At 40.7% G+C, this 11,868-nt stretch carries 11 protein-coding genes; 3 read left to right on the top strand and 8 right to left on the bottom strand.

The annotated features are described in order from the left end of the window. From VNZ46_RS28825 to VNZ46_RS28810, 4 genes are all read right to left on the bottom strand, one after another. Positions 1-468, bottom strand: a 468-nt coding sequence (locus VNZ46_RS28825; RefSeq protein ID WP_325565074.1) for a TAT-variant-translocated molybdopterin oxidoreductase, incomplete at its 3' end; no start/stop codon positions are given. Positions 469-518: 50 nt separating this feature from the next. Further along, positions 519-1,811: a c-type cytochrome gene (locus tag VNZ46_RS28820; RefSeq protein ID WP_325565072.1), complete on the bottom strand. Its 1,293-nt coding sequence runs from the start codon at positions 1,809-1,811 to the stop codon at positions 519-521. Between the two features lie 252 nt (positions 1,812-2,063). Then, positions 2,064-3,041, bottom strand: a complete 978-nt coding sequence (locus VNZ46_RS28815; RefSeq protein ID WP_108554189.1) for a deoxyhypusine synthase family protein — start codon at positions 3,039-3,041, stop codon at positions 2,064-2,066. A 73-nt stretch (positions 3,042-3,114) separates the two neighbouring features. Continuing rightward, positions 3,115-5,070 carry an LTA synthase family protein gene (locus VNZ46_RS28810; RefSeq protein WP_325565069.1) on the bottom strand — a complete coding sequence of 652 codons (1,956 nt, stop codon included), beginning with the start codon at positions 5,068-5,070 and terminating at the stop codon, positions 3,115-3,117. 118 nt (positions 5,071-5,188) lie between these two features. On the opposite strand from VNZ46_RS28810, the gene VNZ46_RS28805 reads away from it, so the two are divergent. Next, the gene (locus VNZ46_RS28805) at positions 5,189-6,319 is read left to right on the top strand and encodes a BamA/TamA family outer membrane protein (RefSeq protein WP_325565067.1); all 1,131 of its coding nucleotides are present in this window, start codon (positions 5,189-5,191) and stop codon (positions 6,317-6,319) included. Here the strand turns inward: VNZ46_RS28805 and VNZ46_RS28800 are convergent, their stop codons facing one another. Then, complete coding sequence (locus VNZ46_RS28800; RefSeq protein ID WP_325565076.1) at positions 6,320-7,102, bottom strand: class I SAM-dependent methyltransferase; 783 nt, start codon at positions 7,100-7,102, stop codon at positions 6,320-6,322. A gap of 41 nt (positions 7,103-7,143) precedes the next feature. Between VNZ46_RS28800 and VNZ46_RS28795 the strand changes: the two genes are divergently transcribed. Next, the gene (locus VNZ46_RS28795; protein ID WP_199077997.1) at positions 7,144-8,013 is read left to right on the top strand and encodes a transglutaminase-like domain-containing protein; all 870 of its coding nucleotides are present in this window, start codon (positions 7,144-7,146) and stop codon (positions 8,011-8,013) included. Between the two features lie 2 nt (positions 8,014-8,015). Here VNZ46_RS28795 and VNZ46_RS28790 read toward each other — a convergent pair whose 3' ends face one another. The 3 genes from VNZ46_RS28790 to VNZ46_RS28780 all read right to left on the bottom strand — a co-directional run bounded on the left by VNZ46_RS28790 (position 8,016) and on the right by VNZ46_RS28780 (position 10,575). After that, positions 8,016-8,936: an alpha/beta hydrolase gene (locus VNZ46_RS28790; protein WP_325565065.1), complete on the bottom strand. Its 921-nt coding sequence runs from the start codon at positions 8,934-8,936 to the stop codon at positions 8,016-8,018. 2 nt (positions 8,937-8,938) lie between these two features. Next, positions 8,939-10,013, bottom strand: a protein-coding gene (prfB, locus tag VNZ46_RS28785; RefSeq protein ID WP_325565063.1) for a peptide chain release factor 2 whose coding sequence is annotated in 2 segments (ribosomal slippage) — positions 8,939-9,952 and positions 9,954-10,013 — 1,074 coding nt in all. Because the reading frame shifts where the segments join, the coding sequence is not laid out codon by codon here. A gap of 76 nt (positions 10,014-10,089) precedes the next feature. Then, a complete protein-coding gene (locus VNZ46_RS28780; protein ID WP_325565061.1) occupies positions 10,090-10,575 on the bottom strand; it encodes a hypothetical protein in 486 nt (161 codons plus the stop codon). 121 nt (positions 10,576-10,696) lie between these two features. Here VNZ46_RS28780 and pgi point away from each other — a divergent pair. Further along, on the top strand, positions 10,697-11,868 hold a 1,172-nt coding region (gene pgi / locus VNZ46_RS28775; RefSeq protein ID WP_325565059.1), incomplete at its 3' end, for a glucose-6-phosphate isomerase.

Here is an 11,868-nt window from a genome sequence, read left to right as displayed (position 1 = left end):
GGTAGTTTCATCGTTCTTTAAAACAGGTGCTTTAAGTTTTGAAACATCATAAAGATCCAGAACAGAAGCCTGAGCCTGTGCATCAGTACCACAGTTGAACTCACCGGCATTAGGATTTGCTTCAACCTTAATTGGTCTTCCTTCTCTTGTTTTTACTAATATACTTTGTCCGTTATAAGTGGACACATAATAGTTAGGTATACCTGGAACAACCTCTTCCGGTTTTACTAAATAAGGAATTGATTTTACAACTGGCGTTGGCTGACAAGCCGCAAGGGTTACCGCACCTAAACCAAAACCTAACGCCTTTAAAAAGTCGCGGCGAGGAGTTACTGTACTTAATCCTGCTTCATTTAAAACATCTTCTATTGGAAGTGGCTCAGCAAATTCGTTTTTGTTGTTTTCAACAAAATCCGGAGTGTTTTTATACTCTTCTAGGCCTTTCCAGTATTTTTTATTGCTTTCCATTTAAGCTTTATTACTGTTTATCGAACGTTCTTTTTTAACTAAACTCTCTATTAATAGTGACATTTACCACACTCTAAACCACCAAGGGCAGCAGGCGTAATTTTTTCGCCTTTTTTGATCTTCTCATGTGCTTCGATGATCTTCGTATAGAATGCATTATCCTTCACATCCAATTTGGTGTCTTTGTGACAGTTGATACACCATTTCATTGTCAAAGGAGAATACTGGTAAATTTCTTCCATTGTATTCACAGGACCGTGACAAGCGAAACAAACCGGTTCATTTGGTTTCAAACCTTTTGCTTTACGGATTGCTTTCTCTGCAACAACAACGTGTTGTGAGTGGTTGAAATAAGCAAAGTCAGGAAGGTTGTGTACACGAACCCACTCGATAGGTTTTTCCTTGGTTTTATCGTAAGTCATTTTGTCCGCATCGTATCCAAGAGCGTTATAGATTTTCTGGATCTCAGGAGAAATGTTGCCATCATGGTTATCTCTTGCCTGAACCTGTTTGTGACAGTTCATACAAACATTCAATGAAGGTATAGATGCATTTTTAGATTTGAACGCACCTGAGTGACAATACTGGCAGTCAATCTGATTCGTTCCGGCATGCAGTTCGTGAGAGAACTTAATTGGCTGAACCGGCTGATAACCTGTATGAACACCTGTATTCCACATTCCCATCCATCCAAATGAACCTAGTGTAATCACCAGACACAGGATAAAGAAGAAAACGAATTTCTTGTTTTTAAATAAGATACCTAAACCAGCAGCCAGGGAAACTTTTTCTTCCTCAACCACTTCAATACCTTGTTTCTTCAGAATCAGACGCTCCAACATCTTAATTGCGCGACCCAATACTACAAGAACAACGATAGAGATCAGGATAACCGCAACCACACCAGCAAGAGAGAAGTTAGACACTTCTTCCTGAACAGCAGGCCCGGCTTTATCACCTTCTTTTTTAGGCTCACCTGCTTTTACATAAGCAAGGATACTTTTAATTTGCTCCGGAGTCAGCGAAGGAAATGCAGTCATCTCTGCATTTGGATTCCATTTAGAAGCTTCAACAGCTTCTTTGTCTCCAGAAGCGATAAATGCAGGTGCATTGTTAATCCACTTCAACAAGAATGCCTCACTTTTCGTTGGCACTATTGTTTGTAAAGCAGGTCCGGTCATATCACGGTCTAAAGCGTGACAAGAAGTACATTTTTCCTTAAAAATTTTCCTTCCTTCTGCTGCATCCTGTGCCTGTGTACCAGAAACGATTAAAACAGATAGAGCCGTTAACATGAATGCCGACTTCCAAACTCTTCTAATGATCAATGAGATATTCCTCATAATGAGTATTTTATACAATTTTTTAAAAAACTTACAGTTGTAATTGATGTTTAAACTTAGATCTATCATCAAAAACGTGAACAAAAGTAAAGTTTATTAAGTTATCAATGACAAATAAATGACAGGAAATACAATTTATAATCATTCTAAACTATGCCCTGAAATGCTCTAAACGAAGAAAATCAGCAGCTTTTTTAAAAACCGCTGATTTTCACTCCCCCTAAATGTGAGAGATAATTTTGGATTTTAAAATTACATTTTTAATATCCATGCAAATATTAATGGTGCAACGATCGTTGCATCAGACTCTACAATAAATTTAGGTGTATGAATATCCAGCTTACCCCAGGTAATCTTTTCATTAGGCACAGCACCAGAATAAGAGCCATATGAAGTGGTAGAATCAGAGATCTGACAGAAATAGCTCCAGAACGGAATGTTCTCCATCTCCATGTCCTGATACAGCATTGGTACAACGCAAATCGGGAAATCTCCGGCAATACCTCCACCGATCTGGAAGAATCCGATTCCCTTACCCGAACTGTTGGCAATATACCAATCGGCCAGCCAGCCCATATATTCAATACCGCTTTTCATGGTTGTTGCTTTCAGTTCACCTTTCATCACATAAGAAGCAAAGATATTCCCCATAGTAGAATCTTCCCATCCCGGTACAACGATTGGCAGATTCTTCTCTGCTGCAGCCAGCATCCATGAATTTTTCGGATCGATCTCATAATATTGTTCAAGATCACCGCTCAAGAGCATTTTATACATGAATTCATGTGGGAAATAACGCTCACCTGCTGTGTCAGCATCTTTCCATAGTTTATGAATGTGTTTTTGCAGTCTTCGGAAAGCTTCTTCTTCGGGAATACAAGTATCTGTAACCCTGTTGTAGTGATTCTCTAAAAGGTCCCATTCGTCCTGAGGGCTCAGGTCACGATAATTAGGAACCCTTTTATAATGTGAGTGGGCCACAAGGTTCATGATATCCTCTTCAAGGTTCGCACCTGTACAAGAAATAATAGATACTTTATCCTGACGGATCATCTCCGCCAACGAAATACCCAGTTCAGCTGTACTCATTGCACCAGCCAGGGTGATCATCATTTTACCCCCTTCATCTAAATGGGTTTCGTAGCCTTTGGCGGCATCCATCATAGCTGCCGAATTAAAGTGGAGATAATTCGTCTCCATAAATTTCGATATTGGTCCTCTTGTGCTCATCTTGTTTTTTAAATAAAGCGCAAAAATAGACAAATAATCTTAAACCCGCACAAGCTTATCTGTTCGACACAGATCACCAATGCAATCCACCGTTTTTAAAAAGGTCGTAAGCGGTTTGATAATTGGAAATGGCCTGTTGTATAATCGGCTCCGGAAATTTAGCCGGGAGCTGTTCATTCGTATCCTTATTATATATATAGGTCTCTATCTTCTGCTGAGGACTTAAAATAATCAAACTATCCTTTTTCATATAAGCCAGTTTCTGATAAGTACCAAGAACAATCCTGGAATCATAACCCGGATCAAGTACATTTTTCCCGTACAAATTACTCTCATAATTCCAGCCCATCAGTCTAAACAAGGTCGGATAAAGATCAATCTGGGAACAAGTCTGGTCAATCACCTTAGATGCTGTACCTTGCAGGTTTACAATAATGCAGGGAATATGGTATTTGCTGATATCGATCTCATTCTTCCCGGCACTGCTCGCACAGTGATCTGCAACAATGATGATTACCGTATTCTTAAACCAGGGTTTTGTTTTTGCTTTCTTTAAAAACTCACCGATCGTATAATCCGTATACCTTACTGCTCCGTCACGTCCGCTACCGGAAGGAATATTAATCTTACCTGCAGGGTAGGTAAAGGGGCGATGATTTGAAGTCGTCATCACAAAATTATAAAAAGGTTTCCCCTCCTTATAATATTGGTCAGACCCTCTGATTACTGCATCATAAAGGTCTTCGTCGCTAATCCCCCAGGCATTTTCAAACTTTACCTGATCATCTGTTATGATGGTCCTCTTGGTGGTATAAGACTCTCCAACCATGATTTTTTTACCCCGGTCTACGATATCAAAGCCATTACTCCCAAAATACTGGTTCATATTATCGAAATAACCATCACCCCCATAAAAAAAAGTACGGTTATAGCCGGCCTGCTGAAAAATATGACCTACTGTCGTCAGTTTTTCATTTCCAGGCCGCCGCACAATGCTGCTTCCAGGCGTTGGTGGCACGCACAAAGACAAAGCCTCCATACCACGCACAGTTCTGGTACCCGTAGCATACATGTTCGTAAACAATATATTTTCTTTTGCCAGGGAATCCAACACAGGAGTCAAATTGGACTTGCTTCCAAAACTCCCCAAAAATTCCGCACTTAAACTCTCCACAGTAATCATGATTACATTCGGTCTGTAAGCAGAATTGCCGTTATCAATTTTTCTTCTTACAGAGTTCCCTTCATTCAGATAAACACTCCCCTGCTCTGACAATTCTTTTCGAATCACCTGATAAGCCAGCTTCTTCTCTATCAAAGGATAGAAATCATTATAATTTAATTCGTTATTCTTAAATGCTGCAAAGAAAGAATATACCCCAGCCTTTGACAATTCATTCTGGTACCGGTTCTGTGAACCATCGGCCAGACTATTACTCACAAAAAAACCATACACCACGGCCAGACCAATAAGCAGCCCTGAAATCAGAAAGCGCTTAGAGAAAGGCGTATTGGAATAAAAGCTGTTTGTAAAAATCTTCTTCTTATAAAAAAGGAACATAACAGCTGAAGTCAGCAAAAGAATTCCCCCAATTAAAATAGGTAAAGGATAAGACTCATTAATATTGTTAATCACCTCATAGGTATAAATCAGGTAGTCAACCGCAATAAAATTAAAACGGCTTTCAAACTCCTGCCAGAAAGTAATTTCCGCAAAAAAGGAAAACATAAAAATCAAAACCACCAGGAACAACCATATATAAGTAGCGATCCGGTTAAATTTTGAATTATTCCATTTCTGCGGCAATAAGAGCAAGTACAAAGCGTAGGATGCAACAATAAAAAAGGAAACCCCTAAATCAAAAAAGGTTCCGGTAAAGTAGATTTTCAAAATCGACAGAAAACTCAAATCTGTTTTCATTAAAGAGGCTACCAGTAAGCCTGTCCTGATTAAAAAGGAACTGATCAGGAAAACAATAATAAAAGAAAACAAAACACTATACCTGTTTTTTAGGATACTCAACTGCATATTTAAGCTTAAATAAACTCCAAAACTACTATATTAATCTGAACAAATCCCGAAGAGGAATTCTTTTCCATATAAATATAAATTAAAATATTCCATCAGTTCTAGTACTTTTGCGGCAATGAAGAAGATTACACTGCTCGCTATTTTATTTTCAATAACACTTCCTTCCTTCGCACAAAAGAAACTCATCAAAAAGATGCTCTCCAATGAAATCGATACCACCAGGAGACCAAGCTTTATGCCGATCCCGGTATTAGGATACAGCCAGGAAACTGGTCTTGAATTCGGTCTGGGTGGCCTTTTCTCTATGTACATGGATCGTAAAGACACGCTAAACCGAAGTTCAAATTTTTCATTAATGACCTCTGTGTCTACCAAGAAACAGTACAACTTTACCCTCAGAAATGATATATATACCCGTCAGAATAAATTTCACCTCATGGGCGAACTCATTTTCAGACGGAATCCATTCAATTTTTATGGTATAGGCAATAAAACGCATCATGCTGATGAGAACAAGCTGCTGGAAAAACAATTCAAAATCCTGCTTGAAGCCGAAAAAAGTCTTATCCCTTACACCTACACCGGTGTTTCCATTGGTTACGAAAATTACAGCTATACCGATAGAGGAAATGGGGGCATTTTTGCCACCAATCCTGATATCCATGGCAAAAATGGAGGAGACCTGGTCTATATTGGGGCCTCGCAAAGTTATGACACCCGAAATTCCAATAACTATCCAACCAAAGGTTTCTTCGGACGGATTACCTACCAGTATGCCCCGCAATTTTTTTCCAGCAATGAATTCAACACCAGTCAGATCAAAGTTACCGTAAGTAACTTCTGGCCGCTAGCCAACCGCCTGGTCTTAGGTGTAAACGGATTCTATCATACTGTTCAAAGCAAGAACACCCCATTTTATCTTCTACCGCAGCTGGGAAATGACGAAATGATGCGCGGTTATTATCGCGGAAGATACAGGGACGAAAATCTAATTACTGCTCAAGCCGAACTCAGATACCGTTTTACCAATAGATTTGGTCTTGTTGCCTTTGCCGGAGCCGGACGCGTTTTTGCCAATGGTGATTTCTCCCTCAAATACTTCAAACCTACTTACGGGGGCGGCGGACGTTATTTCTTTGATCCGGCAAAAGGCCTGAGCGTACGACTTGACTATGGTATCGGGGAAAAACCACCGCATGAAAAGCGCCAGAGTGGTTTCTATATCAGTCTCGCGGAAGCCTTTTAATCAATACTTGATTTTAAAATGCTCCTTTACCTGTCCTTTTTTGAAATAGACTAAACCGATCCAGAATAAATCGACCGTTACGGTAACCTCGGGGTGTTGTTTGATCTCCTCCCAGGCTTCCTTCATGCCCTCACTCCAGTAAATGTCATCAAAGATAAGTAAGGAATGCTCCTGCACTTTTGGGAGGCACCATTTAAAATAATTCAGGGTAGCGTCTTTGCGATGGTTACCATCTACATATACAAAATCCAGTTGTTTCTGCCTGTCTATCAGAGCTGGGAGTATTTCATCAAAATTGCCTACTTCCAGTTCCACATGGTTCAGCCCCAAATCCTTAAAATTCTGAGCAGCCACTTTAGCCGTTTGCGGGCAACCCTCTATAGTGATCACTTTTGCCTCAGGCGATGACCTGGAAAGATAAGCTGTCGTGATACCCAGACAAGTACCCAATTCAATGATCAGCTCAGGCTTTCGTTCCCTCGCCAGGCGATAGATCAACTGAGCAAGACGAGGACTCTTAAGCGCATTCTTTGCAATTTCCTTAACACTTTTTTTCCTGTTTTTATTCAGGTGAGACCCTGCCCCCAAGTCTGTAACCTCGATTACGGCATCGTCATTCAAAAGTTTTTTTCTCTGTTCCTCTATACTTTTGTAATCATTTTTTGACTTAAAATCGTAAATTACCTCATCTGTTAATTTATAAACAAACGGAGAGTGCGTACCATGTCTGCTTTTAGCGGTAAAACGATGCTTTAAGTAATCGATAAAAAAATTAAAAACCATAGCTGCAAAAATAGACAAACGTACAATTGGAATTGCATATAATGGAAAATAGTACAGAAATAAGTGCATTGATCAAACTTCTGGACGACCCGGACAATGAAGTTTATGAGCACGTGGAGCGTCGCCTGCTCGAGTATGGGAATGCTGTGATCAATTATCTTGAAAGCACCTGGGAAAAATCACTTGACACGCTTGTACAGGAACGCATAGAGAATCTTGTTCACCGAATTCAGTTCAGCAATGTTAAAGAGGATCTTAATCTATGGTTTCAGAGTGGTGCCTTCGATCTTCTTCAGGGAGCACTTGTGATCAACAGGTATCAATACCCGGATCTGGACGAACAAAAAATCATTTTCCAGATAGAAGAAATTAAAAGGGAAATCTGGATGGGATTACAATATGAAATGAGTTCCATCGAGAAGATCAAATTCATGAACCACATTTTCTACAGCATCTATGGTTTTTCCGGAAACACAAAAAACCATCATGATCCTCAGAACTCCTATATCAATCAGGTACTGGAGAGTAAAAAAGGGAATCAGATCTCCTTAGCCATTATCTACTCTACCATAGCCCAAAAACTGGATATTCCGGTCTATGGCGTGAACCTTCCTCAACACTTCATCCTAGGTTATATAGATGAAAGCAAGAAAGAAGAGCATGAGTTTGGAGTCCTGTTCTACATCAATGCCTTCAATAAAGGAGCTATCTTTGGAAAACACGATGTAGACCAGTTTCTAAGACAACTCAACCTGGAACCGCAGCCAGGATTTTATGCCCCCTGCAGCAATGTAGAAATCATTAGAAGAGTGATCAGAAATCTGATTTCAGCCTATGAGAATCTGGGCTCCGCGGAAAAAGTGCAGGAATTAAAAGAATTACAGGAAATTTTAAACAGCAGTCCGGTTTAAGCCTATTTCAATAAATGATTCATGCTTAACCAGTTCACCAAACGATCAAACCATTGATCGGCAGTGGTCGGATTATTCAAACCAAAGCCGTGGCCACCAGCCTGGTAAATATGCATTTCTACCGGAACCTTCGCTTTGACCAGGGCCTGGCTATAAATGATACTGTTCTCTACCGGAACCGTAGCATCATCTGCAGCCTGTACCAGGAAAGCTTTAGGACTTTCTGCATTTACACTCCGCTCATTCGAAAAATATTCTTTCTGCTCCATAGAAGCATCCTTTCCAATCAAATTCCTGAGCGAGCCTGTATGGGGTGATTCTAAAAAAGAAACAACAGGATAGATCAGTACCGAAAAATCAGGTCTGAGGTTCACCTGACCCGCAGCCGGGATCTTCACATCCATATAATGTACAGAAAGACTGGAGGCCAGATGCCCACCGGCAGAAAAGCCCATAATCCCAACCTTAGCCGGATCTATATTCCATTTTACTGCCTCATTACGCACTTTATAAATGGCCTGCTGCACATCCTGTAAAGGACCGAATGACTTATCCAGCATAATGGCCGTATCCGGCAACCTGTATTTTAAAACAAAAGCCGTAACCCCGATCTCATTAAATTTCTTTGCCACATCATAACCTTCATGTGTAATGGCCAGACCAGAATACCCGCCACCAGGACAAATAATAACCGCAGTACCATTTGCCTTATTTTTAGGCGCCTGGTAAACCGTCAGGGTTGGCTCAGAAACCTTAGTAATGATCACACCACCCTGTTTTCTCGGCGTAGATATCTCCTTAAAATCAGACGGCACGGGTTTCGCCCCAGGTATTGCACCCGGATAAAGGGATTCTACTTTTTGTGCCATCAAGCTGTTTGCCGACATCAGAGCAACCATAAATAAAGTGCTTAAATATTTCATGATTAAAATTCCATTAGGTATGCTTTTAAAAAGTCGTTCAGTTCACCATCCAATACAGCCTGAGGGTTAGAAGACTGGAAATTTGTCCGGTGATCTTTCACCCTCCTGTCGTCCAACACGTAACTCCTGATTTGCGAACCCCATTCAATTTTCTTTTTATTCCCCTCTATCAATGCCGTCGCTTCCATACGTTTACGCATTTCCACTTCATACAATTGCGATTTCAGCAAACGAATGGCATTTTCTTTATTCTGTAATTGAGACCTTGACTCCTGGTTTTTAATCACAATACCAGAAGGCTTGTGGTATAAACGCACCGCCGTTTCTACTTTATTTACGTTTTGCCCACCCGCACCACCAGAGCGGAAAGTTTCAAACTCTATCTCCGAATCTTTAACCTCAATCTCTATGGTATCATCTACCAGCGGATAAACATACACCGAAGCAAAAGAAGTATGCCTGCGGGCATTCGAGTCAAACGGAGAAATCCTGACCAGGCGATGCACACCATTCTCTCCTTTCAGATAGCCGTATGCAAATTCTCCGGAGAACTGAAGTGTAACTGTTTTCACACCCGCGATCTCTCCCTCCTGGTAATCCTGTTCTGTGATTTTGTACCCGTTTTTTTCGCCCCACATCATATACATACGCATCAGCATATAGGCCCAGTCACAACTTTCTGTACCACCAGCGCCCGCAGTAATCTGCATCACAGCCGGAAGCTGATCTTCCTTGTTCTTGAGCATATTTTTAAGCTCAAGCTCTTCTATCGCTTTTAGGCAAAGATCATACTGCTCCTGCATTTCTTCTTCAGTAGCATCACCACTCTGCAAAAAATCAAAAATGACCTGCGTATCTTCCAACAGCGCATTTGCTTTTTGCCAGCCATCGGTCCACACCTTTTTTGAATTAATTTCTGCAATATGTTTTTCTGCCTTTTTAGGATCGTCCCAAAAATCTGGCTGCAGGGTAAGTTCCTGCTCAATACGAATATCTTCTAGTCGGTCATCAACGTCAAAGATACCTCCTCAGCGACGCTACTCTGTCCCTTAAATCCTGAATTTGTTCTTTAGTCATAGCCCAAAGATATAAAATAGAAAAGGCTATCTAAATAAACTTTAGACAGCCTTTTCTAAAACAGATGTTTTATCCGTTAAAACAACCCTTTTAATTTATCCATGATACCTCCTGTTTCCCCTTCCTTACTGGTAAACAGGTCGGTCAGGTCAGACAACTGAAACTTTCCATCCGGACCGGAAATTTTGCTCAATACATCCTTTATATCAAATGAGCTATCATTCGGATCATTGGTTTTGTTCACAAATTTATCCAGGATACCCGGGATTAAGGAAGAAGCAATATTTTTAGCCGATTCCGCATTAATCCCTAAGCCAGCCAGTTTATCCGTGAAGCTCGAAGTCGCCTGCTGCGCAACATCACTATTGGCCACATCACCACCCTTAAAAGCATCAATAAGGCTTCCTATATTTCCAGAAGACAACTGATCCTTGAGCGTATCAAAAATAGATCCGGAGGCTGCCTGAATGGCCGCCTCATTATGTTCATTAGGAACCTCACTATTGTTTACAATAGCATCCTGAGCGCTTTCAGTAACCAGTTGTTTTAAATTTTCTAACATAGCAGTTTTTTTTTAGGTGAATACGTTATGTTTTATCATATAAATATAATCAAAATTAAATCCAGCTTTCTCCATTCTATCAAATAAAATAAAGCCTTACATTTACAGAAATACCAAGATTATGCTACCAACAATAAATTTCACAGAAACAGAAGCCTATAAATATCTGGCAGATCACTTTATTGATATCAATGAGAAAAGTTTAAAAGATCTTTTCACAGAAGATAATGCACGATTTGAGAAATTTTCTCTACTATTCGAAGACATCCTTCTTGATTTTTCGAAGAACCGCATCAACGATACCACTTTAGCCTTGCTGCTGCAGTTGGCCAAAGAATGTAAACTGGATGAAGCCATCAAGGCCATGTTCAGTGGAGAAAGAATCAACCAGACCGAAAACAGACCTGTACTTCATATTGCCTTAAGAAATCAAGGCGGTAAAAGCATCCTTGTAGATGGCAAAAATGTCATGGAGGACGTGAATAAAGTATTGGCCAAGATGGAAAAATTCAGTGAAGCCATTATTTCAGGCGCATGGAAAGGCTATACCGGCAAAGCCATCACCGATGTCGTTAACATTGGTATTGGCGGTTCAGACCTTGGACCCGTTATGGTCACTGAAGCTTTAAAAGCGTATAAGAACCATCTGAACCTTCATTTTGTTTCCAACATTGACGGTACTCATATTGCAGAAACCCTCAAAACTGTAAATCCGGAAACCACCTTGTTCCTGATCGCTTCAAAAACCTTTACCACTCAAGAAACCATGACCAATGCCCATACGGCAAAAGACTGGCTGCTGGAAAAAGGCGCGAAACAAGAAGATATTAAAAAACATTTTGCCGCCCTGTCCACCAACGTAAAAGACGTGGAAAGCTTCGGAATCGACACAGAAAACATGTTCGAATTCTGGGACTGGGTGGGTGGACGTTATTCCCTTTGGAGTGCCATTGGACTTCCAATTGTACTGAGTATCGGTTTTGATAACTTTAAACAACTGTTGGCCGGAGCACATGCCACCGACCAGCATTTTGAACACACGCCATTTGAAAACAATATCCCAGTTATACTTGGCCTTATTGGCGTATGGTACATCAACTTCTTCGATGCCGAAACACAGGCTATACTTCCTTACGATCAGTATATGCACCGTTTTGCGGCCTATTTCCAACAGGGAGATATGGAAAGCAACGGTAAACATGTAGATCGTAATGGCCATGATGTGACTTATGAGACCGGACCGATCATCTGGGGCGAACCAGGCACCAACGGCCAGCACGCTTTCTACCAGTT

The sequence above is a fragment of the Pedobacter sp. genome, from assembly GCF_035566355.1.
Lineage (GTDB): Bacteria > Bacteroidota > Bacteroidia > Sphingobacteriales > Sphingobacteriaceae > Pedobacter.
Note: the sequence above shows the minus strand (reverse complement) of the source record. Positions and strands in the feature narration are given on the sequence as shown.